The sequence below is a fragment of the Vibrio sp. MarTm2 genome, from assembly GCF_027587055.1.
Lineage (GTDB): Bacteria > Pseudomonadota > Gammaproteobacteria > Enterobacterales > Vibrionaceae > Vibrio > Vibrio sinaloensis_D.
In genome coordinates, this window is sequence record NZ_JAPPTK010000004.1 from 108,245 (window position 1) to 131,015 (window position 22,771).

Consider the following 22,771-nt stretch of genomic DNA (forward strand, 5'->3'; position numbering starts at 1 on the left):
TTAATTGGTATGAATCAACCGCATGGAGGGGCAAGAATGAAGACAATCGGTGTCATTGGCGGCATGAGTTGGGAATCGACGGTCACTTACTATCAGGGGCTTAACCAAGGGATCAAAGAGAGACTAGGTGGTCACAACTCTGCCAAGGTCCTGATCAATAGTGTCAACTTCGCTGAGATTGAACAAATGCAGCGTGATGGTGCATGGGATAGTGCGGCGGTTGTACTCTGCAAGGCCGCCCAATCATTAGAAAAAGCGGGCGCAGATTTCATTCTTATTGCTACCAACACAATGCATAAACTAGCAGATCAAATTGAAGAGTCGATATCGATTCCTCTTCTGCATATTGCGGATGCAACAGGGCACGAGTTGACACGTCGCGGTATCCGCAAAGTTGGGCTACTAGGCACCGCATTTACAATGGAAGAGGAATTCTACAAGCAGCGAATTACCAATAAATTTGGCATCGAGGTGATCGTACCAAATGGCGTACAAAGAAAGTTAGTTCACGATGTGATTTATGACGAGTTGTGCCAAGGAAAGCTCAATAGACGTTCGAAACATGATTATCAAACCATCATTGAAGAGCTTGCAATGAATGGCGCACAAGGGGTGATACTGGGTTGTACTGAGATTGGTTTATTGGTCAATCAAACGGATACCGAAATCGCCTTGTTTGATACGGCAGCAATACATGTACAGGAAGCGATAAAAGAGGCATTGAATGAATCGTAATGTTTGGCTTTTATCGATTTGCCAAGCGTTACTAATGACAGGCAATATACTTCTTATCTCTGTCGTCGGTCTTGTTGGTAAGGCGCTAGCGCCAGACTCTAGCTTGATCACCTTACCCGTGGCGATGCAGTTTTTAGGGCTGATGTCCGCGACCATTCCCGCCTCTCTCATTATGGGTAAACTTGGGCGCAAAATTGGTTTCAGTCTTGGCAACGTCATTGGTATCAGCGGTGCGTCAGTTTCCACTTATGCGCTGGCTACGCAGCAGTTCCAGTTGTTTTGTGTGGGCACTTTTTTACTCGGGATCGGAATAGGGTTTGGCACGCTATACCGATTTGCTGCTATCGAGGTGTGTGATGAGAGCGCGCGTCATCGAGCTATCTCTATTTCCATGGCTGGTGGGGTTATTGCGGCGATACTTGGCCCTAATCTCGCGGTTTATGCTCAGCAGTGGTCAAACGATGGTCTCTATGTTGGAGCCTTTTTAGCGTTGATTGTTTTGAACATTATGGCGTTGTGTTTATTGCAAACGATACGCTTTCCAAAACAAAGCCTTGCCTCTGTTAAAGTAAACGCAGACCCGCTTAAAACGATTGTTGCTGCACCAAACTTTATGCTGGCGGTGTTTGCTGCGATGGTTGCCTACGCCGTTATGAATATCTTAATGACAGCCACCCCTCTAGCCATGATTGGTTGCGGTTTTGAATTTGATAAGGCGGCAGGTGTTATTGAGTGGCATGTGTTAGGAATGTTTGTCCCTGCATTTTTTACAGGTCGGTTGATTGAACGATTTGGCCCCCGAAACATGATCCTTGCTGGTGGCGTGCTGTTCGTTCTTTGTATTGCAGTCAATATACATGGCCAGTCCATTTGGCACTTCTCAAGTGCTCTGGTGCTGTTAGGAGTAGGGTGGAACTTTATGTTTATCGCAGCTACGGGATTGTTTAGCCAATCATACTTGCCTCATAACAAATCAAAAGCACAAGCATTTAATGAGTTCTTCGTCTTTAGCTGCGTTACTATCACAGCTTTATTATCGGGTTGGTTGGAGTCAACGGTCGGTTGGGAGGCGATGAACATCTACGTTCTACCGTTTGTTGTGGCCGTCATCGGAATGTTTGGTTTTTCAAACCACATATCAAAAAGCGTAGCGGCTTAGTAGCTAATTAAAGCAAAGAGGCAGAGCTGATTACTCTGCCTCTTAAGCTATTTCGATATTGTTCTAGCTAGTTAGAATGGAAACTGTGAAAACTGCTCGGCGATGATGTTATCAGCAATGTATTTGTGAGCAGCAGTCGTTGGATGTGTAACTCCCCAAAATACATATTTATCTGAACCATACAGCGCACACTCGTTGGTAAAACTGTGGCTGTACAGATAGTCAGCCGCAGAGCTACGGTTGATGTTTAAACACGCATCAGTGGCATTTTCAAACCCATGCTGTTGTGGATGACTTGTCATAGACTCGAATAGAGAATATGCGTCATACAAGGCAATGTTCATCCCTTGCTGCTTGTAAAGCTCCGCTTGCTCTGTAATGAACTGATTGAATTCGATAATTTTAGCGCGAACCTTTTCGATTTCTTCTGGCGTTGAATACTTAAATTGAGGCGCTTTCGTCGCATCTGGCAGGGTAAGCATGATTAAGTGATTTGCTCCTGCATCTTTCAGGCGAATCAGCGCACTGCTCAAATCGGCTTTGACGTCAGACACCTCACGGTTGTAGTTCATAAAGTCGTTTAGCCCGAACTCCAACGTGAACAGCGTTTGTGAAGGATCGTAATTCTTTGCCATTTTCATGTAAGTCAAATAGGAGGTGACTTGGTCGTAGATGCCGGTCAGTGCAACGTATTGATTGGTTCCTGCTGCGCCTCCTACTGCCCAGTTATAGAGTGGTAAGCTTTTCTCTTTGGCTAAATATTCCGTCCAAACAAATCCATTACTAAAGTGGCCCAAGAACCATGAGTTTCTATTTGGGAATACCCATTGTGAACCGTTGAAAAGATTTCCTGTATCGGAAAGGCTATCGCCAAACGCTACAACTCGGTTAATTGTCGCGGTTGGAGCGTTGTCGTTTGTCCAAATAGAGTGGTTGTACGAGAAACGATTGTCTGACGCATAGTACAACATATCTGCGGTATCGTGATCGACTGCGAGTGTTTCTTTACAACGTTGTGCTATCTCATTTTGTGGTGTTGCTGTATAGAACATATTTTTAAAAGAGACAGAAGACCACCAGTAGCCATCGATAGTGTAATAACTGCCATCTTCATTTAACGCCCATTCCCAAGTTGAGGCCGGATCGTCGTGTGTCTGTGCTGGTCGATACCAACATTTAACGTAAGTGTATGTTTGGTCGTCTTGCACTGACTGGCTGTAAGCCGCTGTGACGGCTTCGGGTGTTGTTGGGAGCGTGTCGGCCAATGCAGGCAGTGCCGCGAAAATACTAGCCAATAGAAGGGTATGTTTCATAACGTTCTCTTTCTTGTTGTTAGAGCTAAAACTCCACTAAAGATATCACGAGAGAATAATTAAAATAAAAAAATAGCGGCAGTGAATGATTGATTTATTGAATAAAGATCAAATTCTAAATAATTAGAAAATACTAAATTAGACTATGGGATATAAACACTATAAGTATAAGTGTTACTAATTTTCTGATTTGGAAAAGGTTATATTTAAGAGCAGTGCAACTTGTAGCTATATTTATAATAAGAAATGACTAGCCTCTTTGCGTTTTATTTATTTTTCAATAAATTCAATTGCTTACTATGTTTTTTTTGAAGCCTAAAAAGTAGGTTGTTTATTAATAAATTGAACGTTTATATACGTGGTGATAGATTTTTTGGTTAAACGTTTGCGTGATATTAATAATGTTAACGCTTAGCTTAATAGGACATTGTTAATAACTTTTTTCTGATTTTTTCATTAATTTAATTTAGATTGAGATCGGCTCGGACAAACAGTGCTTACTTGGGCGGCGTCGAATCGAGACAAATCAGAAGGCGATCCACCATGAGCCTTGGACAGTGACTGGCGGATCGGGTTAATGCAACGCTTTCGATGTGGGAAGTAAAAGAGGGTGTTGTAAAAGGGGCTTCCACGTCCGAAGCGTTTAAAATTGCTCTTTAATCAGCTGAACAAGTTCGCTCTCAGTTTCAGGCGGGCGCGCAAGCTCCAACAAACATTCAGCGCCACCTTTAAGCATGTACGCCGTTGTGGTGCAATGGTCGTGATGAAACCACTTACCGTTGATACAGACATCGGTGTAGCAGCGACGGTCTTTCTTAAGTTCCATTTGTTCTCTCCTTGTTAACTAATGGTGTCAATTGTTAAGTTAACGGCACTAGGCTGGGAGAGGAATGATGTAGATCAACCTTAACTCATCAAGAAAAAAATGGGTCCATTCGGACCCAAAAAATTAGCGCAGTGTTATGTAGGAATCTTTTATGCTTTCGCAAACTTGTAAGTGCGATAGCCGCCAATCAGGTTACGAGCTTTGAAGCCGTTATTAACGAGCTGACGATATGCGACGTTACCACGTAACCCAACTTGACAGTAGATAACAATCTCCTTGTCTTTTGGTAGTTCGTCCATACGGTGTCGCAATTGGTCTACAGGAATGTTGATCGCATCTTTGATAAAGCCAACATTTTCAAGTTCGCCAGGGTTACGTACATCGAGCAGGACTTGCTCGTCTGTCAATGAGTCCATTTCATCAAAGTGAATCGGGGTGGCGTCGCCCTTAATGATGTTGTTTGCTACAAATGCCGCTTGGTTGATCACATCTTTGGCACTGCCGTATGGCGGCGCGTACGTGAGCTCAAGGTGCTGAAGCTGCTCGACAGTCATGCCCGCACGTTGTGCAACAGCCATTACATCAATTCTTTTATCGACACCGTCTTTACCCACTGCTTGAGCACCGAAGATCTTGCCTGTTTTTGGATCGAACAACATCTTGAACGAAACAATCTCAGCGCCTGGGTAGTAACTTGCATGGCTTGCGGTATGAACGTAGACCTTTTCGTACTCAACACCATCACGTTTAAGTTGTTTCTCGTTTTTGCCCGTTGAAGCAACCGCGAGGTCAAATATCTTACAGATAGCGGTGCCTTGTGTACCTTGATAAGTTTCTCTGCGTCCAAGCATATTATCGGCAGCCATGCGACCTTGACGGTTAGCAGGGCCAGCAAGCGGAACCAAAGTTTGTGCACCTGTGACAAAGTCTTTTTCTTCGACCGCATCACCCACAGCGTAAATGCTAGGATCGCTGGTCTGCATCATTTCATTGGTGTAGATACCACCTAGTTCACCAATTTGAAGCCCTGCTTCTTTTGCCAACTTAGTCTCAGGGTGCACACCGATAGCCATGATTAAGATGTCAGTAGTTAGTGACTCACCATTGCTTAGAGTAAGATTGAGTTCACCTTCAATATGCTGGTGTTCGGTATCTTCACCAGAGCCGATGCTGGCTATATGCTCGTTCGGCACGTACTCGATAGCTTGAAGAGCAACGCCTAGTTTAAGGTCAATACCTTTTTGACGAATTTCAGCGTGAGCAAAGCCCGCCATTTCACGGTCGACAGGTGTCATCACCTGATCGGCCATCTCAATTAGCGTGGTTTTAATTCCCAATTGGTGGAAGGCTTCCATCATTTCTAGACCGATGAATCCACCACCGACAACCGTTGCGTGCTCTGGCTTGTTCATCTGGATCGTTTGAATGATACGATCCATGTCTGGGATGTTACGCAGCGAATGGGTTAGTGGGTTATCAATACCAGGGATTGGAGGTACGATAGGGCCTGCGCCAGGGCTAAGAAGCAAGAAGTCATAGCTTTCTGTATACTCGCTATTATCCAATAGGTTCCTAACAGTAACCTGCTTGTTGTGTCGATCAATGGATATGACTTCGTTCATAACACGAACATCAACGTTAAATCGAGCTAAGAAGCTTTCTGGAGTTTGCAAGAGGAGCTTACTTCTATCCTTAATGTCACCACCTATGTGGTATGGCAAGCCGCAATTGGCGAACGAGACGAAACTTCCTCTTTCGAACATGATGATTTTTGCATCTTCACTCAAGCGACGAGCACGTGCTGCGGCTGATGCTCCACCAGCAACGCCACCAACAATAAGAATCTTTGTCATTACCTAACTCCAAATTTAATCGAAAGTACTTAATAAACCACTCTCTGTAAAAAGAGTGGTTTATTATTTACTTTTCTAAAGAGACGAAAGGGCCTCGTTCGAACATGATAATTTCTGCGTCTTCGCTTAATCTTCGAGCACGCGCAGCCGCAGAAGCACCACCAGCTACACCACCAACGATAAGAATCTTAGTCATTTGAAACTCCGTTATTGAAAACCTAATTTTTTAAGAAAATATGCTGCCGGACACAGGCCAGTAAAGGCACTTTGGATCAAGTTGACCCCGACAAATACCGTTAACCAAACAAACCCACTATGCACGGTTACCGTAAATATAACTGAGAGTAGAACCATACTTCCTGCTAATACTCGGATTGCATTTTCAAGTGTCATGTCGTTCTCCTTCGTGTCCATTTTCCTTGATGAAAACTACTATAGAACTTTAATTTAGAGAAGTCTAATGTTAATTTAGCTAATTTTAAAATTACTAAATTAGTATTGACTAAATTATGTTGTTTAGTATTATCTAATTTAACTGACTAACTGGAGACGAGCCATGAATGATCAAACAGTTAACATCGCAGAAATGAAGAAGAATGCGGTAGAAGCTGCTGAGCTATTGAAAGTAATGGCGCACCCAGAGCGACTCATGGTGCTGTGTCAATTGACTGAAGGCGAAGTCGGCGTTGCCGCACTACAAAGTAGCTCTACGCTGAGCCAATCAGCCTTCTCGCAACATTTAACCGTGTTAAGAAAACACGGGTTAATCAAGTTCCGCAAAGAGTCTCAACAAGTTTTCTATTCGCTGGACGATGAACGCGTTGTTCAGCTTATCCAAAATTTACAAACCACGTTTTGTGGTTAACGGTTTATTAATTTAGCTAAGAGGTAGTTATGGCTTTCACGATCCCATGGGAATCATTGGCAGGAGGCATTTTATTGGGAATATCAGCGACGATTATGTTGTTGATTAACGGGAAAATTGCAGGCATCAGCGGCATTATGACTGGGCTACTCACCCCTAAGTCATCCGATTTCGCATGGCGCTTGTTATTTGCTATTGGCATGGTCTCTGGCGGTGTCATTGGTGTGTTGGTATTTAACGGTAGTATCCCATTGCACTATGAAAGTAGCAGTTGGGTACTGGCACTTGCGGGGGTGCTTGTTGGTATAGGTACTCGTCTAGGAAACGGCTGTACGAGTGGACATGGTATTTGCGGTATTGGTCGATTATCCAAACGTTCAATTGTCGCAACTCTGATCTTTATGACCGTTGCAGCCATTACCGTGTTTGCACGATTTCATCTTTTATAAACCTTAGTGAGAGACACAATGAATAAAGTAATTTTCCGTTTAACGTCTTTGTTTGCAGGGATTTTATTTGGGTTAGGGATGATTATTTCAGGTATGGCTGACCCTGCAAAAGTTGTCGGGTTTTTGGATGTTGCTGGGCAATGGGACCCAAGCCTCGCTTTTGTGATGGGCGGTGCGTTGTTGGTATTTATGCCAGCCTACTTTTTCGTCATTAAGCCTAGAACACGTCCTGTTGTCGCGGGTGAGTTCTGCCTTGCTAAAAAAGACAAAATCGACAAGCGATTAGTGAGCGGCGCAGTGGTCTTTGGTTTAGGTTGGGGTTTAGCGGGTATTTGCCCGGGTCCTGCAATGTCTAGCTTGGCTCTAGGGAACATGGGTGTTTGGCTGTTCTTTGCCAGCATGATGGTGGGATTGGGAGGAACAAACCTACTGATTTGTATGAAAAATAGCCGAGAGTCGCAAACGCAAGCTGCGTAACGACTACAATGGATGAAACAAGCGTGATGGAGTGGTGATGATGAGAAGGATGAGTTTGAGTGTTGCTATTGCCTGTTCAATAGCAATGGGAGCAAATGCGCAGCAAAATGAACAACTGTACACCGTCAATTTGGAGCCACTTTCACAAGTTATTCATTTAGACGGGGTGGTGCAGCCTATCAATCAGGGGACGGTTGCGGCGCAAACATCGGGCCGTATCGTAAGTTTGAATGTTGACGTGAATGACTATGTCAAAGAGGGGGCTGTTCTACTCGAAATCAGTGCCGTGCAGCAATCCGCCTCTTTGGATGCGGCTCAAGCTCAACTTTCCAGTGCCGAGGCTCAAAATAGAGAGGCTCAGGCACAACTGAAGCGCTTTACACAATTGTTTCCCAAAGGAGCGATTTCCCAAGATCAGATGGATTCAGCTCAAGCGCGAGCCAGAAGTGCAGCGGCTTCCGTCAAATCGGCGCAAGCAAACGTGGAACAAGCCAAAGAACTGTTGGGATACACCAGTGTAACCGCACCGTATGATGGCATTGTGACCAAGCGACATGTGGAGTTAGGAGAAACCGTCGCACCCGGTACGCCGTTACTGAGTGGCTTCGCCCTTAATGTGCTGCGTGTCGAAACCGATATTCCTCAACGTTACCAAGCAAGGGTAGAAACCGTCGAGCAGTTCCAAGTGGTTGCCCCAAGTGGCGAGGAAATCACGCCTATCGAGATGAGTTTGTTCAGTTATGCCGATCCTCAATCTCATACTTTCAAGATTCGATTATCGCTACCGGAAAACACGGAAGCTGTTGTACCGGGAATGTGGGTTAAAACTGAATTTGTCTATGGTGAGAAAGAGACATTAGTCATTCCCTCTACGGCAGTTGTACGCAGAGGTGAACTCAGCTCTGTCTACCGGATTCAAAACCAGCAACGTGTGTTGAATCCTGTTCGCTTAGGTCAAGAGTATGGGGATTATGTAGAGGTTTTATCTGGGCTTGAAGAGGGCGATGTGATCTCAACGGTTGCGTTGGCGCCAAAAGGAGAGTGATGATGGATAACCGATTAGGGATTTCAGGTCGTATCGCAGCTGCGTTCCAAAACTCCGCGATGACGCCACTTTTGGCTCTCGTCGGGATCTTAATGGGCGTGTTTGCCGTAATCGTCACACCAAAAGAGGAAGAGCCGCAAATAGATGTCACCTTCGCGGATGTCTATATTCCATTTCCAGGTGCTTCACCGAAAGAAGTAGAAAGTTTGGTTACCACCCCAGCCGAGCAAATCATCTCCGAAATCCAAGGTATCGATAAGCTTTATTCGTTTTCGCAGCCCGACGGCGCGATGATCGTTGCGATTTTCGAAGTCGGTGTGAGTCGAAATGACGCGGTGGTAAGACTTTATAATAAACTCTATTCAAACAAAGATTGGATGCCTCAAGGCATTGGCGTTGGTGAACCTATCATTAAACCGAAAGGCATTGAGGATGTGCCGATTGTGAGTTTGACGTTAAGTGATCACTCGGGCCGTCTAGATCAACAACAACTCACACAAGTTGCTCATGGGTTAGAAACTGAACTCAAGCGCATTCCTGGTACACGCGATATCTACACGATCGGGGGGCACAATACCATTGTCGATGTGCGTCTTGATCCCGCGAAAATGAACAGCTTTGGTATCACATTGGATCAATTGAACCAACATTTACCTTCTGCGAATAACAGTTCACCGATGCTGCGCCTTACTCATGATAACCAAGAGTTCCCAGTGCAAATTGGCCAGTTTCTAACACGTGTGCAAGAAGTTAAGCAATTGGTGATTGGTTTACATAATAATGCTCCTGTCTATCTTCAAGACGTCGCGGACGTCACCTTGGGGGCCAACACACCCACGCAAAACGCATGGACTAGCGATAAGCAGCAGATTTACCCAGCGGTAACTTTGGCCATCGCTAAAAAAGCGGGCGAAAACGCGGTTAATGTCGCGCAAGCGATTGAAAGCCGAGTTCAAGAGCTTGAAAATCAACTTATTCCAAAGAGCGTCACGGTCAAGATCACGCGAGATTACGGCAAAACAGCAGCGGATAAGAGTAATACACTCATCGGCAAGTTGGCATTTGCAACCGCCGCGGTCGTGATTCTTGTTCTGCTTACCATGGGGTGGCGCGAAGCCTTTGTTGTTGGTTTTGCAATCATCGTGACACTTATGATCACCTTGTTCGCCTCTTGGGCATGGGGTTTTACACTCAATCGCGTCTCTCTGTTTGCGCTTATCTTTTCTATCGGGATTCTTGTCGACGACGCTATCGTTGTCGTTGAAAACATCCACCGTCATATGTCGCAGGGGAAAGCGAAACTGAGCGAGCTTATCCCTAGTGCAGTAGATGAAGTAGGTGGACCGACGATCTTAGCGACGTTGACGGTTATCGCAGCGTTGTTGCCAATGGCGTTTGTGAGTGGGCTAATGGGACCTTATATGAGCCCAATTCCGATCAACGCGTCAATGGGGATGCTGATTTCATTGGTGGTCGCGTTTGTGGTTTCTCCTTGGTTAGCTAGCAAGGTATTAAAGCCGGCAGCACACGGAGAATCAAAATCCGGCGGTACTTTCTTCCACCGAATCATGTCACCCTTTGTCACCGCAAAAGCGCAGGGCAGAAATCGATTTATGTTGCTGCTTGCGATCTTAGCGCTGATTGCCGGATCCGTTATGTTGCCAGTGGTTCAAGCCGTTGTATTGAAAATGCTGCCATTCGACAACAAGTCGGAATTCCAAGTGGTATTGGATATGCCAGAGGGAGCGTCATTGGAGAAAACTCAGCGTGTGCTATTTGAAATGGGCGCGCAGCTCGATAATGTGCCGGAAGTCACTGATTACCAAATCTACGCTGGTACGGCTGCGCCGATTAACTTTAACGGTCTTGTTCGTCATTACTTTATGCGCAATCAATCTCATCAAGGTGATATTCAAGTGAACTTGATTGGGCGGAAAGAGCGCGATCGAGACAGCCATGAGATTGCTTCTGCGGTTCGTCCTTTGTTAAACGAAGTCGCGCAAAAGTTTGGTGGCAAAGTCAAAGTGGTTGAAGTTCCACCGGGGCCGCCAGTGTGGTCGCCAATTCTTGCCGAAGTATACGGACCAACGCCGGAGCTTCGTCATCAGGCTGCTCGCGAGATTCGACAAATCTTTAAAGGTACAGAAGACATTGTTGATGTGGATATGTACTTACCTGAATCACACCAGAAGTGGCAAGTTGTAATCGACCGAAGCAAAGCCGCACATTTTCAAGTGCCTTATGGTGCGATTGTTGATGCGCTCGCTACCTCGGTGGGCGGAAAACCGGTCAGTTACCTACATAGCGAACACAGCAAATATCCGGTTCCGATTCAAGTTCAGGGGAGTGAGAGCGCTAAAGTAAGGCTAGAGCAAGTTCTGAACATGAAGGTGGGCAGTGTTAATGGTCATGCTTATCCACTGTCTGATTTGGTGTCTGTCCGTCAAACACGTATGGATGACTATATCGTACACAAAGATATGGTGCCGATGGTGATGGTGGTCGGTGATATGTCTGGTTCGGTCGATAGTCCACTGTATGGCATGTTTACTATTGGCAGCGCGATCGATGAGAAAATGGATGTCGAGCAATTCTATGTCAACCAACCAGATGGTTTGCAAGGCATCTCTATTTTGTGGGATGGTGAATGGACCATTACATACGAAACTTTCCGCGATATGGGCATAGCGTATGCGATAGGGATGGTATTGATTTACTTGTTGGTGGTCGCTCAGTTCAAATCCTATCTTGTTCCACTCATCATTATGGCGCCAATTCCGTTGACGATTATAGGCGTTATGCCGGGGCACGCGTTGCTAGGGGCTCAGTTCACTGCAACATCTATGATTGGCATGATCGCGCTCGCAGGGATTATTGTCCGCAACTCAATTCTGTTGGTGGACTTCATTAACCAACAAGTTGAAGAAGGGGTTGAGTTTTCAGAAGCGGTGATTCAATCGGCCGCGGTGAGAGCAAAGCCTATTATGCTGACGGCACTGGCGGCAATGATTGGCGCGGTGTTCATTCTCGACGACCCAATATTTAATGGACTTGCGATCAGCTTGATATTCGGCATCTTTGTTTCTACCGTACTCACTTTGCTCGTAATACCCGTCCTGTATTATGTCGCGATGAGAAAGCGCTTTGCTTAGGGCGTGTTGACTAAACTAAAACCCCGCAACGTATCAGCGGGGTTATTTTATTTGATCAGGGTAATAGGGCAATGGTCGCTGAGCTTGTACCGAAATAAATCGTCAGTCTTGTAGTTACGCTGCTCGATTTTAGAAACTGAGATTTGATCACTGGTAATCACATGGTCAATCAAAGAGCGGAACTGGTGAGTCTTGCTTGGGTTGTTGCGCGATCTCACTTTGCAGGTTGCTTTGGTCTCTTTGGTTGCCAATTTTGCGGTTGAATCCTGTGAAACGATTTCCCATAGCCAATCCTTGGGGTAACTCATATTGTGGTTGAAGTCACCCAAAATCATGTAACGTTCGCCACGCGCTTCTCGTTCTCTAATCCAGTGGTTGAGCGCCTTTCCTTGTCTCTTTAATGTTCGGCACGCATCGTTGTTTCGAAAAGCGCCTGAACACCGTGCCTTCAAGTGAACAGACAGCGCGTGGATGGGCGTGTCAGATGTCGGTGAGATAACAACATAACTCGCAAAGCGCAATTTACTGCGATGGCTTGTGTCAAGCTGAAGGCTCTCTTTCTCAATTACAGAAATGCCTTCGCGTACAGCAAAGCCGGTATATTGATTGATCGCTGTAAACTGATGCTCGGCATGCTCTGGGTTGCGCCGAGTAGAGAAATAGACTCGATACTGCTGGCCTATGACTTTGCGCAGAGCCTTTTCATCATTCACTTCCTGAAACGCGACGATGTCGCTATCCATAGACGAAAAGTGCGCTGCGAGCGCTGCATAATCTTTTTCTAAGCGTTGCGACTGCGGAAATTTATCGGATGGGGTGGAACTTAACCACTCTAGATTCCATGTGGAAAAGTTGAGTGTCTTTTCGGCATGTACAGAAAAACAGATGGGCAACAGTAAAGTGACCAAAAGTGAGCGCAGTTTAGTGTGTGTCATACTCTAACATTCATAAAATGGATTACAGCCTTTATTCTATAAGAGCTTGAAAAAAAGCAAGCTTAAATATCCTCATTTTTGCAATTTTCATGGTTTTCTTTCAGCCTGAGATCGGTGCCACTAAGATCGCGTTGATCTTAATCTACGGCCTATTTTTATTGATCGAAATCAATACTTTTTGTCGGTTCATCCCGTTAAATACGCCACAACATCTTGTGTCAGCTTAACAAAAAATAGCCTATATAGTGTATTTGTGGATAACGCTGTGAATATACTAAGGGTAAGGAGAATCAGTGAATCCAATCGTAATCAAGCGTGATGGCTCTAGAGCAGAATTTACTAGAGACCGCATCCAAGCAGCAGTGGAAGCAGCAGCGGATCACAATAGCAAAGAAACCGCGATTTACGCACTTAATGTGGCGTTAGCGGTGGAACTAAAGCTACAAGATCGCGATGAAGTTGAGATCACTGAAGTTCAAAAATTGGTTGAAGATGAGCTAATGCAAGGTCCATACAAAGAGCTTGCGCGTGCTTATATTGAGTATCGCCACGATCGCGATATCGCCCGTGAAAAGCAGAGTGCGCTTACTCAAGAAATTGAAGGGTTGATCGAGGAAAGCAACCTTGATTTGATCAATGAAAACGCCAATAAAGATGGCAAGGTCATCCCTACGCAACGAGATCTATTAGCTGGCATTGTTGCAAAGCACTACGCGAAAACGCACATCCTACCGCGAGACATCGTTCAGGCTCACGAGCAGGGGGATATTCACTACCATGATCTAGACTATGCGCCGTTCTTCCCAATGTTTAACTGCATGCTCATCGATCTACAAGGCATGCTTACAAGTGGCTTTAAAATGGGCAACGCGGAAATCGACACGCCTAAGTCTATATCCACAGCGACTGCTGTTACGGCACAAATCATCGCGCAAGTTGCAAGCCATATCTATGGCGGTACCACAATTAACCGCATTGATGAAGTCCTTGAGCCGTATGTGCTAACAAGCTACGAAAAACACTTAAAGATCGCTAAAGAATGGAATATTCCAGAACCGGAAGCGTTCGCAACGGCGCGCACTGAAAAAGAGTGTTATGACGCTTTCCAGTCTTTGGAATACGAAGTGAACACATTACACACAGCGAACGGTCAAACGCCTTTCGTTACGTTTGGTTTTGGTTTAGGCACAAGTTGGGCATCGCGTCTTATCCAACAATCTATCCTCAAAAACCGAATTGCGGGACTGGGCAAAAACCGTAAAACGGCGGTATTCCCTAAACTGGTATTCGGCATCAAAGATGGTCTTAACCACAAAGCGGAAGATCCAAACTACGACATTAAGAAGATCGCACTGGAGTGTGCTTCTAAGCGTATGTACCCAGATATCCTGAACTACGACAAACTTGTTGAAATCACGGGTTCTTTCAAGACGCCAATGGGGTGTCGTTCATTCCTTGGCACTTATGAAGAGAATAGCGAGCTTATTCACGAGGGTCGCAACAACCTCGGCGTTGTTAGCCTAAACTTGCCTCGAATCGCTATTCAGGCGAAAGGCAGTGAAGTCACCTTCTATCAACTGCTTGATGAGAAGCTGAAACTGGCACGACGTGCACTACAAACACGCATTACTCGTCTTGAAAACGTTAAAGCGCGTGTTGCGCCAATCCTCTACATGGAAGGGGCGTGTGGCGTTCGTCTAAAAGCGGATGATTCCATTGCTGACATTTTCAAAAATGGCCGCGCGTCTATCTCGTTGGGGTACATTGGTATTCACGAGACCGTGAACGCGTTGTTTGGTACCGAAGCGCATGTTTACGATGATGCCGTATTACGCGAGAAAGCGTTGGATATCATCAAGCACATGAAAGATGCTGTTAACCAATGGACTGAAGAAACAGGTTACGGTTTTAGCTTGTATGGAACACCGAGTGAGAACTTATGTAGCCGTTTCTGTCGCATCGATAATAAAGAGTACGGTGTGATCAAGGGAGTAACCGACAAAGGTTACTACACCAACAGCTTCCACCTTGATGTTGAAAAGAAGGTAAACCCTTACGACAAGATCGATTTTGAGATGCCTTATCCTGAGATCTCGAGCGGTGGTTTTATCTGTTACGGTGAGTTTCCTAACATGCAGTGCAACATTGAAGCGCTAGAAAACGTTTGGGATTACAGTTACACACGCGTTCCTTACTACGGCACCAACACACCGATCGATGAGTGTTACGAGTGTGGTTACAACGGTGAGTTTGAATGTACCAGTAAGGGCTTCACCTGCCCAAGTTGTGGTAACCATGACTCGACGAAAGTGTCGGTGACACGCCGTGTCTGTGGCTACCTAGGCAGCCCTGATGCTCGTCCGTTTAACTTTGGTAAGCAAGAAGAAGTTAAACGTCGCGTTAAGCACCTGTAATTGACCATTTGCCTCGCTCGTATGAGTGGGGCATTGTGAAAACGACTAAGCCCTCTATTGGGCTTTATTTTTTGAGTTTCAAGATGAATTATCACCAATATTACTCAGTGGATGTGGTCAATGGCCCTGGCACGCGCTGCACCTTGTTTGTTTCTGGGTGCGTGCATCAATGTCGTGGCTGTTATAACCAGTCTACTCAGCGATTAGATTCGGGAATTGCTTTTACTCAGCAAGCAGAAGACCAAATCATCTCAGACTTAAAGGATGAACGAATCAAGCGTCGTGGCCTATCTTTGTCCGGAGGGGATCCTTTACACCCTGCGAACGTCCCCGACATTCTCAAGTTAGTGAAGCGCGTTAAAGCTGAGTGCCCTGACAAGGACATATGGGTATGGACAGGTTACACCTTGGCGGAGCTGGACGAGGCACAACGCGAGGTGATCCAGTACATCGACACGTTAATTGATGGTAAGTTTGAACAGGACAAAAAAGACCTCAACCTTGAATGGCGTGGCAGCTCAAACCAGATTATTCATACCTTCAAGTTGGGTTGAAGAGTGGCTTTACACGCTTGCGTGCGAGATATGGTTTGTTAAATGTATGTTAAAGTTTACAGATTTTTATCCTGTTTTGCTCTGAGCCAGTGAAATTTTATTTCTAGATTTATAATTTAGATGCTAACGTGTTGGTCGTTACTTGAATTTCAAAGGGTTGTGACTTTCATGTTCTCACATTTACCAAAACCAACTTTAGATCCGATTCTCTCTCTTTCCGTTGCGTACCGTAACGATCCTCGTCCTGACAAAGTCGACTTAGGCATTGGCGTATACAAAAACAGCGCGGGCGAAACGCCTGTGATGAAGGCGATTTTGCAAGCTCAAAATATCGTTGTTGAAACGCAGAAAACCAAGTCTTACGTTGGTCTCGCAGGGTGTGAAGAGTTCAACCAAAGCATGGTGAACTTACTTCTTGATGGCACTTCCGCGATGGATCGTGTCGCCGCGATTCAAACGCCTGGCGCCAGTGGTGCACTGCGCATGTTAGGTGACTTGATGAAGGTGGCTCAACCGAATACGACGGTTTGGATTTCAAACCCAAGTTACGTGAACCATCGTCCAGTAATGGAAGCGGCTGGCCTTAAAGTTCGCGAGTACCGTTATTTTAGTTGTGATACCAAACAAGTCGACGCTGCCGCAATGCTAGATGACCTCGCCAAAGCTGGGCCGGAAGACGTTGTTTTACTGCATGGTTGCTGTCATAACCCAACGGGTGCAGATATCGATTTCGATGCGTGGAAAGCGATCACCGAATTGTCACAGAAAAACGGTTTCACACCTTTCGTTGATATTGCGTATCAAGGCTTTGGTGATGGGCTAGAACAAGACGCAAAAGGCCTACGTTTTATGGCAGACAACGTCGAGGAAATGCTCATTACTACCTCATGCTCTAAGAACTTTGGTTTGTATCGCGAGCGTACTGGCGCGGCTATCGTGGTTGGTAAGTCGATGGAAGATGTTGGCAACGCGAAAGGTAAACTACTGACACTTGCTCGTGCGACTTACACCATGCCACCTGATCACGGTGCGGCTTTGGTTAAAACTATCCTGCAAAATCAAGACTTAACCGCGGTTTGGAAGCAAGAGTTAAGTGAAATGCAACAGCGTTTGTTAAACCTTCGTCAAACCTTGTGTGAGGAATTGAGAAATTCGCACAATACTTCACAATTCGATTTCATTGAAAGTCACAAAGGCATGTTTACTGTGCTAGGCTTTAGCCAAGACCAGATGCTACAACTACGTGAAGAATATGGAATTTATGGCGTGGGTGATGGTCGTATTAACATCGCTGGTCTGACAGAGAAAGACATTCCGTACGTTGCGGATGCTATTGTTAAAGTGTCTTAATAGACCGAGTTTTTAATTCCGGATCTAAGGCTCACTTTTGTGGGCCTTTTTATTGCGTGTAACTATTGTCAATTGAATTGGGTGATCGAATGAACAAAACGTGGAAGCTAATTATTCCAGTTATGCTTAGTGGCGGTTTAATGGCGTGTACAACAACGGGGCAGACGCCAGTTGAGCCAGAACAAAAACCACAAATTGAAAAGCCTAAAGTCGAAGAGCCAAAGGTCGAAGAAAAAGAAGTGGTTAAAGAAACCAAGCTTGCGGAAAAACCAAAACAACCAGAGGTTGTCCTAAAAGCGAAGAAAACTTCAGATGGTAAGCTGATTCTTGGTGAGAAGGAATGGGTTTATGTACCAGGGTTAGAGCAAAACTTTAGAGCTCGTATCGACACAGGCGCTACCACCTCATCGATCAGCGCTGTCGACATCGAACCTTTTGAACGAGATGGTAAAGATTGGGTTAAGTTCAAAATTGAACATGAAGGGCACAAGAGTAAAGAAATTGCACTGCCTGTTCAGCGTTGGGTGAAAATTCGTCAATCGAGTGCCGATGGCACGCAAGAGCGCGCGGTCGTTGATGCCTGGATTCAAATTGGCGATCTTAAAGAGAAAACAGAGTTCACATTAGCGGATCGTACCCATCTTACATTTCCACTATTATTGGGGCGTAGCTTCTTCAAAGACGTCGCAGTTGTGGACGTAAGCCAGCAATATGTCCAAGACAAACACAAGTAATCAATAACCAGCGAAAAACCGGCAACTGAAAAGAAGCCGGTTTTTTTGTGCTGCAAAACCATAAATGTGAATCAGTTCATAAGCAATAACACACATATTGCGATATCATCCACGCCAATCAACAGTGATCCCAATACAAACGGACTGGCGGCGACGCCAGTTTTTTATATGGAATGGAAGGAGTCAGGCATGAAGCACTTATCTATGGCGGTGGTAGTCAAAGATGGAAAGGTGTTGGTACAAGAAAGATTTAGACCAGCGAAAGGGATGGTGGTCGAGTTCCCGGGTGGTCAAGTGGAAAATAATGAGTCAGGGACAGACGCTGCAATCAGAGAGCTGTATGAAGAAACCCAGCTTCAAGGCCTAAAGCACGTTGCAACTTTCTCTAACGTTAATGAATACGGTGGGAGAATTTACTACGCGGTATTAAAAGCACTAGAGGAAGTTGAACCGACTCAAGTGGATGAACAAAGACAGCAAACCTTTAAGTGGTTGGCACCAACAGAGCTACCCGTTGAAGAGTTTTACGCAGCTGATAGAGAGTTTATTCATAAGAAGCTCCCTGAGTTTTGCTAGCAAATACAAAGAAGCCAGTCATGTGACTGGCTTCTTTTGTTCATTACTTGATTTCTAGCAGTTCGACATCAAAAATCAGGGTCGATGCTGGTGGAATAGGGCCTGTGCCACCTTTCCCGTAAGCAAGTGGGCTCGGGATGAACAAGCGGAATTTGTCGCCCGGAGACATGTAAGTAAGACCTTCTTGCCAACCTTTAATCACTTGATTCAATTTGAAGCTAATTGGCTCACCACGGTTTACAGAGCTGTCAAAAACGGTGCCGTCAATCAGCGTGCCGTGGTAGTGAACTTTGACAGTGTTACTTGTTGTTGGTTTCTCGGTGCCTTCGCCTTTAGCTAAGATCTTGTACTGCAGGCCACTTTCTGTGGTAACAACACCTTCTTGCTTACCGTTTTCCAATAAAAATGCTTGGCCAGCAGCAAAGTTTTCTTCACCCGCTTTGTTGTTATTCCACGTGCGGTAAATCATGAATACCGCTAAAACCAAAATGACAATTGGGAAAATAAATTTTGACATTGATAACGTCCAGTTTGTTTAAGGTTGGTTGATTAAATAGTTGATGGTGTTTGCGATGCCTTCAATGTCCTGATGACCCGCAGTCAAAACCATGTATTTGCCGTTGACGACAAAAGTCGGCACAGAGTTAATTTGACCTTTCTCAGTAATATCTTGTGCTAGGTTCATTGCCTCAAAGAGCTGCTCTTGTTGTTGTTCGTTTAGCTCATATGGGCTAATTAACCCGCGAGATTGGAACGCATCATCAATGGCTTGTTTTTTGTCAGCTAATGTCGCGCCATCACCCATTTGGGTCGCGGCGAATAGCGCATTCATGAACTCATGATCCGGTTTTTTACCAAGTTGCATCTCTGCGGTGTAGTAGATCATGGCCGCGATTTGTGCGCTCTCGTTAAAGGTCACGTGAATTTTACCAATAGATTGTTGGGTCAGTTCTTCTAATTGAGGAAGGACAGCCTCCATCTTTCGGCAATGGCCACAGTTTAGCGAGAAGACTTCCGTGACTTGAGGTAAACGAAACGTAGCGAGGTTAACAGGCAGTTGTTGGTATTGCTTGCCTTCTTGCGGCGTATTACTGTCAGAGCAGCCTACTAAAACCGTAGCTGTTAAAATCGTCAGCAAGGTGAAGAGCTTTTTCATAATCGATTTCTCAAAATTGTTCGCGCAACATGATGCACGATGAATCAGTGCTAGGATTTTACTCTTTCAATACGCAGAACTAAATAGTTGTAAGGCTGATTTTATTACCAAATTGTTTCGGGGGGAACGGCGTCAAACAGTTCAAAAAGAGGCTAAAATTTACTAAAGATTTGGTAAATCTGTCGATACAGTATTTGTAGTAAAACGGAACTTATGGTGTAGAGATGAAATATGTAACTTTGCCTCTGATAATCTTGCTATCAGGATGTTCAAATATGGCGCAGAACATCGCCAACATGACCGATGATATGCTTGATACGGCACCAAAAACTGATTTTGAAGTTAAGTATCCAGAGTGGGGCGCGGACCCTAAGTTAACCGCGTCAGATGTGAGAGATCCACTAGGACAAAAACGTGCGCCGCACTATCAGGATTTGCAAAGTTTTCTGCTTAAAAATGGTGTGGACTACGAGGTGCTGCCTGGCAACCACATCATGGTCAAGTTGACTGATACCATCAAGTTCAATACGGGGTCATCGAAAGTGATGCCCGATTCCGCCTATTGGTTGGATATGATGGGTGAGTATCTAGCGACACAACCGGGTATTGATATTGTCATTGACGGTCACGCCGATAGCACGGGCGCACCTTCGTTTAACGATAGTCTTTCTATGAAGCGAGCGAAAGCGGTCAAGCAACAGCTGGTTCGTAACAACGTCGCGATGGATTCAATATTTACTCGCGGTTACGGAGAGTTCGTTCCGGCGTGTTCAAATGCATCAAGTGCGGGTAAGGCGTGTAATCGAAGAGTTGAGGTGTTATTCATTGTTTCGAATAACTAGTAGCTTCGTTTCTGGGAAGTAAAAAAGAAAACCCTAGACAATGTCTAGGGTTTCAAATTTTTTAGGCTGCGCTTTTCGCGTCTTCAGACTTTTTTTCGCTTTGCATCTTCGCTAGGAAATAGACGTTCACACATGCAATAAATCCGTTAGTTACCACAACTGGCCAAGCGTCAATCATTAGGCCGTAAGCGGTAAACAGAGCACAGCCGATGAAGTTCAACACGCGCAGTTTTACGATATCTTTCATGGTAAGTGAAATTGCAACCATGATAGAAGCTGCGTAACCTAGAATTTCAACCATATTCATTTCCATTATTTGACCCTCTTAAAGTTTGCCGATCAGTGTCAGTGTCGGTACCAATTCTTCTCTTCGTGAGATAAGTGAGGAAGCTCCATGCCTCGAATGGTCTAGTTGTCTGTCTGAAATTAAATATAGCAGTGGTAAATGTGTGATGAAAGTCAGAATTTTATGAACGGAGAAGGTTAGCGATTACGCAAACGTTTAGCGCTATTTAGTGAATTATTATAACGATTTATGTTGGAATCGGCGTGCAGCGAGCAACAAAAAGGCCCACACAATGTGCAGGCCTTAAACAGAGTAAGAGCGGCAGGAATTATTTCTTCTTACCTAGGCTTACTTGCTTATCTTCTTCAGTCAGTTCGCGGATACGACGGCTGATGTCACGACGCTCTTTAGAGATTTCCGCGCTCTTGATGATATGATCATCGACACGATCTTCGTAATCCGCTTTCATGTTTTTGATAATACCAACGATTTCCTCGTTGCTCATATCCGCTTTGATGTAGTCAAGTAGGTTTTCTAATAGGTCTACACGTTTACGGTTATCGCGAACTTTCTTTTCGTTATCAATAAGCTCACGTTTCAATTTGTTCTTACGACGTGCTTGAGACACGATTTCAAATACACCACTCATAGGTTTTCTTTCCTGATTTTACCTTTAACTACCAACGATTAAATCACATCATTAGGGGCGATAACAGTCTTAAGATCAATCATTACAGTATGTTGACGGTTTTATCGCCAATCTCGTAATTTGGTGATTGAGACTCGCCTACCGTTCGATATATGATTCGAAAATACAGTGACATCGAATGCAATAAAACATGCTTACTTCTGACATTATAGTTACGAAAGAAGAAAAAATGGTGACGCCATCTCCTGCACAAAAACTCATTGACGCATATCGAAGTGAAAGAACTCGACAAGAAATCACCGAGGTCGAGCTCAATCGAACTAAGGTCGTTATGATTGACGAGGATGGCAACATGAAAAAAGTTCCCCTACTTGCAGAGCACTAGTGAGCTTTGTAAGCGCATAATAAGGAAATAATAATGAATATCGAACTGAGTCCTATTGAGGCGAGAATCGTAGGCTGCCTTATAGAGAAAGAGGTGACCACGCCAGATTACTATCCTTTAACCCTGAATAGTTTGACCTCCGCCTGCAACCAAAAGAGCAACCGTGAGCCAGTCATGTCGTTGAGTGATCTCGATGTTCAGCAAGCTGTTGATGCCTTAATCGCGCAGCGACTTGTCAGTGATGAAAGCGGTTTTAACAGCCGTGCGAGCAAGTTCCAGCATCGTTTTTGTAACACCGAGTTTGGTGACCTTAAGTTGTCCAAACAAGAAAAAGCCGTCACTTGCTGCCTACTGCTTCGAGGTCCTCAAACGCCAGGCGAGCTGAGAACGCGGACCAATCGTCTTGCGGACTTTGCTGACGTCAAAGAAGTTGAAGCGGTGCTAGAGAAAATGGCAGCACGTGAAGAGGGCGCATTAGTGATTAAGTTGCCACGTGAAGCGGGCAAACGTGAATCGCGCTATATGCACTTATTTAGCGGTGAGGTTGATATTGAAGCGCTTACTGATGCCTCCGCGGCATTGCCAAACGTTGGCCAAGGTAACGAGCGTATTGAGGCACTTGAGAATGAAGTCGCACAGCTAAAGTCTGAGTTGGCTGAACTCAAGCAACGCGTTGAACAGTTGACAAGCTAAATGTCTGCACCTTCGAATTCCAGTACGGGTTGGTATGTTTACCTTATCCGTACTGCTTCTAACGCGTTGTATTGCGGGATCACTACAGATTTAGAGCGGCGTTTTAAAATGCATGTATCTGGTCAAGGTGCAAAAGCGCTAAAAGGGAAAGGTCCACTTTCTTTGGCTTGGCAGAGTGATGTGGTTGAGTCGCGCAGTATCGCATCGAAGATAGAATACCAAATCAAACAGTGGCCAAAATCTAAAAAAGAACAGTTGGTGAAAGGCCGTATTGAACTAATAAATGTGATTGATGTGACATCAGTGGAATAATTAAGCATCAA

At 45.0% G+C, this 22,771-nt stretch carries 25 protein-coding genes and 1 pseudogene; 16 read left to right on the top strand and 10 right to left on the bottom strand.

Translation table 11 applies throughout. The features are described from left to right. Nucleotides 1-36: 36 nt before the first annotated feature. Nucleotides 37-735, top strand: coding sequence for an aspartate/glutamate racemase family protein (locus OH458_RS10835; protein ID WP_269978347.1), 699 nt, complete (start codon nt 37-39; stop codon nt 733-735). Then, nucleotides 725-1,894 (top strand): MFS transporter, encoded by a 1,170-nt coding sequence (locus tag OH458_RS10840; protein WP_269978348.1) that lies wholly within the window; start codon nt 725-727, stop codon nt 1,892-1,894. Before OH458_RS10835 ends, OH458_RS10840 begins: the two co-directional genes overlap by 11 nt. Before the next feature lie 71 nt (nt 1,895-1,965). On the opposite strand, the gene OH458_RS10845 is transcribed toward OH458_RS10840, so the two are convergent. The 5 genes from OH458_RS10845 to OH458_RS10865 all read right to left on the bottom strand — a co-directional run bounded on the left by OH458_RS10845 (nt 1,966) and on the right by OH458_RS10865 (nt 6,279). Further along, nucleotides 1,966-3,207 (bottom strand): SGNH/GDSL hydrolase family protein, encoded by a 1,242-nt coding sequence (locus OH458_RS10845; RefSeq protein ID WP_269978349.1) that lies wholly within the window; start codon nt 3,205-3,207, stop codon nt 1,966-1,968. Nucleotides 3,208-3,850: 643 nt separating this feature from the next. Further along, nucleotides 3,851-4,033, bottom strand: a complete 183-nt coding sequence (locus OH458_RS10850) for a hypothetical protein (protein ID WP_039624597.1) — start codon at nt 4,031-4,033, stop codon at nt 3,851-3,853. Nucleotides 4,034-4,182: 149 nt separating this feature from the next. Further along, entirely contained in the window at nt 4,183-5,886 is a 1,704-nt protein-coding gene (locus tag OH458_RS10855) for an FAD-dependent oxidoreductase (protein ID WP_269978350.1), read from the bottom strand. 67 nt (nt 5,887-5,953) lie between these two features. Continuing rightward, entirely contained in the window at nt 5,954-6,082 is a 129-nt protein-coding gene (locus OH458_RS10860) for a hypothetical protein (RefSeq protein ID WP_025587119.1), read from the bottom strand. An 11-nt stretch (nt 6,083-6,093) separates the two neighbouring features. After that, a complete protein-coding gene (locus tag OH458_RS10865; RefSeq protein WP_269978351.1) occupies nt 6,094-6,279 on the bottom strand; it encodes a YgaP family membrane protein in 186 nt (61 codons plus the stop codon). A gap of 163 nt (nt 6,280-6,442) precedes the next feature. Here OH458_RS10865 and OH458_RS10870 point away from each other — a divergent pair, with 163 nt between their 5' ends. The 5 genes from OH458_RS10870 to OH458_RS10890 are packed head-to-tail and all read left to right on the top strand — an operon-like array spanning nt 6,443 to nt 11,874. Beyond that, a complete protein-coding gene (locus OH458_RS10870; protein ID WP_269978352.1) occupies nt 6,443-6,751 on the top strand; it encodes an ArsR/SmtB family transcription factor in 309 nt (102 codons plus the stop codon). Between the two features lie 29 nt (nt 6,752-6,780). Then, a complete protein-coding gene (locus OH458_RS10875; RefSeq protein WP_269978353.1) occupies nt 6,781-7,200 on the top strand; it encodes a YeeE/YedE family protein in 420 nt (139 codons plus the stop codon). An 18-nt stretch (nt 7,201-7,218) separates the two neighbouring features. After that, a complete protein-coding gene (locus OH458_RS10880; RefSeq protein ID WP_269978354.1) occupies nt 7,219-7,677 on the top strand; it encodes a YeeE/YedE family protein in 459 nt (152 codons plus the stop codon). A 40-nt stretch (nt 7,678-7,717) separates the two neighbouring features. Continuing rightward, entirely contained in the window at nt 7,718-8,722 is a 1,005-nt protein-coding gene (locus OH458_RS10885) for an efflux RND transporter periplasmic adaptor subunit (RefSeq protein WP_269978494.1), read from the top strand. A gap of 2 nt (nt 8,723-8,724) precedes the next feature. Next, complete coding sequence (locus tag OH458_RS10890; RefSeq protein WP_269978355.1) at nt 8,725-11,874, top strand: efflux RND transporter permease subunit; 3,150 nt, start codon at nt 8,725-8,727, stop codon at nt 11,872-11,874. Between the two features lie 47 nt (nt 11,875-11,921). Here OH458_RS10890 and OH458_RS10895 read toward each other — a convergent pair whose 3' ends face one another. After that, the gene (locus tag OH458_RS10895) at nt 11,922-12,809 is read right to left on the bottom strand and encodes an endonuclease/exonuclease/phosphatase family protein (RefSeq protein WP_269978356.1); all 888 of its coding nucleotides are present in this window, start codon (nt 12,807-12,809) and stop codon (nt 11,922-11,924) included. Between the two features lie 293 nt (nt 12,810-13,102). Here OH458_RS10895 and nrdD point away from each other — a divergent pair, with 293 nt between their 5' ends. The 5 genes from nrdD to OH458_RS10920 all read left to right on the top strand — a co-directional run bounded on the left by nrdD (nt 13,103) and on the right by OH458_RS10920 (nt 18,437). After that, nucleotides 13,103-15,223, top strand: coding sequence for an anaerobic ribonucleoside-triphosphate reductase (gene nrdD / locus OH458_RS10900; protein ID WP_269978357.1), 2,121 nt, complete (start codon nt 13,103-13,105; stop codon nt 15,221-15,223). 83 nt (nt 15,224-15,306) lie between these two features. Then, nucleotides 15,307-15,777, top strand: coding sequence for an anaerobic ribonucleoside-triphosphate reductase-activating protein (gene nrdG / locus OH458_RS10905; RefSeq protein WP_269978358.1), 471 nt, complete (start codon nt 15,307-15,309; stop codon nt 15,775-15,777). A 168-nt stretch (nt 15,778-15,945) separates the two neighbouring features. Next, complete coding sequence (locus OH458_RS10910; RefSeq protein ID WP_269978359.1) at nt 15,946-17,127, top strand: amino acid aminotransferase; 1,182 nt, start codon at nt 15,946-15,948, stop codon at nt 17,125-17,127. Nucleotides 17,128-17,216: 89 nt separating this feature from the next. Beyond that, complete coding sequence (locus OH458_RS10915) at nt 17,217-17,861, top strand: ATP-dependent zinc protease family protein (protein ID WP_269978360.1); 645 nt, start codon at nt 17,217-17,219, stop codon at nt 17,859-17,861. 189 nt (nt 17,862-18,050) lie between these two features. Beyond that, nucleotides 18,051-18,437 carry an NUDIX hydrolase gene (locus tag OH458_RS10920; protein ID WP_038136730.1) on the top strand — a complete coding sequence of 129 codons (387 nt, stop codon included), beginning with the start codon at nt 18,051-18,053 and terminating at the stop codon, nt 18,435-18,437. A gap of 43 nt (nt 18,438-18,480) precedes the next feature. Here OH458_RS10920 and OH458_RS10925 read toward each other — a convergent pair whose 3' ends face one another. Then, entirely contained in the window at nt 18,481-18,954 is a 474-nt protein-coding gene (locus OH458_RS10925; RefSeq protein WP_039480677.1) for an FKBP-type peptidyl-prolyl cis-trans isomerase, read from the bottom strand. Between the two features lie 18 nt (nt 18,955-18,972). Next, a complete protein-coding gene (locus tag OH458_RS10930) occupies nt 18,973-19,593 on the bottom strand; it encodes a thiol:disulfide interchange protein DsbA/DsbL (RefSeq protein WP_039473941.1) in 621 nt (206 codons plus the stop codon). A gap of 224 nt (nt 19,594-19,817) precedes the next feature. On the opposite strand from OH458_RS10930, the gene OH458_RS10935 reads away from it, so the two are divergent. Continuing rightward, on the top strand, nt 19,818-20,435 hold the full coding sequence (locus OH458_RS10935; RefSeq protein WP_269978361.1) for an OmpA family protein: 618 nt from the start codon (nt 19,818-19,820) through the stop codon (nt 20,433-20,435). Between the two features lie 61 nt (nt 20,436-20,496). Here the strand turns inward: OH458_RS10935 and OH458_RS10940 are convergent, their stop codons facing one another. Continuing rightward, complete coding sequence (locus OH458_RS10940) at nt 20,497-20,748, bottom strand: YgjV family protein (RefSeq protein ID WP_038136740.1); 252 nt, start codon at nt 20,746-20,748, stop codon at nt 20,497-20,499. A 301-nt stretch (nt 20,749-21,049) separates the two neighbouring features. Continuing rightward, nucleotides 21,050-21,373, bottom strand: a pseudogene (locus OH458_RS10945) (DUF496 family protein); the annotation flags it as partial. A gap of 187 nt (nt 21,374-21,560) precedes the next feature. On the opposite strand from OH458_RS10945, the gene OH458_RS10950 reads away from it, so the two are divergent. Genes OH458_RS10950 through OH458_RS10960 form a run of 3 tightly spaced genes read left to right on the top strand, consistent with a single transcriptional unit; the run spans nt 21,561 to nt 22,760 of the window. Next, nucleotides 21,561-21,755, top strand: coding sequence for a hypothetical protein (locus OH458_RS10950; RefSeq protein ID WP_269978363.1), 195 nt, complete (start codon nt 21,561-21,563; stop codon nt 21,753-21,755). Nucleotides 21,756-21,788: 33 nt separating this feature from the next. Next, nucleotides 21,789-22,448 (top strand): YceH family protein, encoded by a 660-nt coding sequence (locus tag OH458_RS10955; RefSeq protein ID WP_269978364.1) that lies wholly within the window; start codon nt 21,789-21,791, stop codon nt 22,446-22,448. Further along, entirely contained in the window at nt 22,449-22,760 is a 312-nt protein-coding gene (locus OH458_RS10960; RefSeq protein ID WP_269978365.1) for a GIY-YIG nuclease family protein, read from the top strand. It begins immediately after the preceding gene. Nucleotides 22,761-22,771: the final 11 nt, after the last annotated feature.

What these genes read in the sequence shown, in the direction of transcription:
- OH458_RS10835 (WP_269978347.1), top strand. Translation starts at nt 37, where the DNA reads ATGAAGACAATCGGTGTCATTGGCGGCATGAGTTGGGAATCGACGGTC.
- OH458_RS10840 (WP_269978348.1), top strand. Translation starts at nt 725, where the DNA reads ATGAATCGTAATGTTTGGCTTTTATCGATTTGCCAAGCGTTACTAATG.
- OH458_RS10845 (WP_269978349.1), bottom strand. Translation starts at nt 3,207, where the DNA reads ATGAAACATACCCTTCTATTGGCTAGTATTTTCGCGGCACTGCCTGCA.
- OH458_RS10850 (WP_039624597.1), bottom strand. Translation starts at nt 4,033, where the DNA reads ATGGAACTTAAGAAAGACCGTCGCTGCTACACCGATGTCTGTATCAAC.
- OH458_RS10855 (WP_269978350.1), bottom strand. Translation starts at nt 5,886, where the DNA reads ATGACAAAGATTCTTATTGTTGGTGGCGTTGCTGGTGGAGCATCAGCC.
- OH458_RS10860 (WP_025587119.1), bottom strand. Translation starts at nt 6,082, where the DNA reads ATGACTAAGATTCTTATCGTTGGTGGTGTAGCTGGTGGTGCTTCTGCG.
- OH458_RS10865 (WP_269978351.1), bottom strand. Translation starts at nt 6,279, where the DNA reads ATGACACTTGAAAATGCAATCCGAGTATTAGCAGGAAGTATGGTTCTA.
- OH458_RS10870 (WP_269978352.1), top strand. Translation starts at nt 6,443, where the DNA reads ATGAATGATCAAACAGTTAACATCGCAGAAATGAAGAAGAATGCGGTA.
- OH458_RS10875 (WP_269978353.1), top strand. Translation starts at nt 6,781, where the DNA reads ATGGCTTTCACGATCCCATGGGAATCATTGGCAGGAGGCATTTTATTG.
- OH458_RS10880 (WP_269978354.1), top strand. Translation starts at nt 7,219, where the DNA reads ATGAATAAAGTAATTTTCCGTTTAACGTCTTTGTTTGCAGGGATTTTA.
- OH458_RS10885 (WP_269978494.1), top strand. Translation starts at nt 7,718, where the DNA reads ATGAGAAGGATGAGTTTGAGTGTTGCTATTGCCTGTTCAATAGCAATG.
- OH458_RS10890 (WP_269978355.1), top strand. Translation starts at nt 8,725, where the DNA reads ATGGATAACCGATTAGGGATTTCAGGTCGTATCGCAGCTGCGTTCCAA.
- OH458_RS10895 (WP_269978356.1), bottom strand. Translation starts at nt 12,809, where the DNA reads ATGACACACACTAAACTGCGCTCACTTTTGGTCACTTTACTGTTGCCC.
- nrdG (WP_269978358.1), top strand. Translation starts at nt 15,307, where the DNA reads ATGAATTATCACCAATATTACTCAGTGGATGTGGTCAATGGCCCTGGC.
- OH458_RS10910 (WP_269978359.1), top strand. Translation starts at nt 15,946, where the DNA reads ATGTTCTCACATTTACCAAAACCAACTTTAGATCCGATTCTCTCTCTT.
- OH458_RS10915 (WP_269978360.1), top strand. Translation starts at nt 17,217, where the DNA reads ATGAACAAAACGTGGAAGCTAATTATTCCAGTTATGCTTAGTGGCGGT.
- OH458_RS10920 (WP_038136730.1), top strand. Translation starts at nt 18,051, where the DNA reads ATGAAGCACTTATCTATGGCGGTGGTAGTCAAAGATGGAAAGGTGTTG.
- OH458_RS10925 (WP_039480677.1), bottom strand. Translation starts at nt 18,954, where the DNA reads ATGTCAAAATTTATTTTCCCAATTGTCATTTTGGTTTTAGCGGTATTC.
- OH458_RS10930 (WP_039473941.1), bottom strand. Translation starts at nt 19,593, where the DNA reads ATGAAAAAGCTCTTCACCTTGCTGACGATTTTAACAGCTACGGTTTTA.
- OH458_RS10935 (WP_269978361.1), top strand. Translation starts at nt 19,818, where the DNA reads ATGAAATATGTAACTTTGCCTCTGATAATCTTGCTATCAGGATGTTCA.
- OH458_RS10940 (WP_038136740.1), bottom strand. Translation starts at nt 20,748, where the DNA reads ATGGAAATGAATATGGTTGAAATTCTAGGTTACGCAGCTTCTATCATG.
- OH458_RS10950 (WP_269978363.1), top strand. Translation starts at nt 21,561, where the DNA reads ATGCTTACTTCTGACATTATAGTTACGAAAGAAGAAAAAATGGTGACG.
- OH458_RS10955 (WP_269978364.1), top strand. Translation starts at nt 21,789, where the DNA reads ATGAATATCGAACTGAGTCCTATTGAGGCGAGAATCGTAGGCTGCCTT.
- OH458_RS10960 (WP_269978365.1), top strand. Translation starts at nt 22,449, where the DNA reads ATGTCTGCACCTTCGAATTCCAGTACGGGTTGGTATGTTTACCTTATC.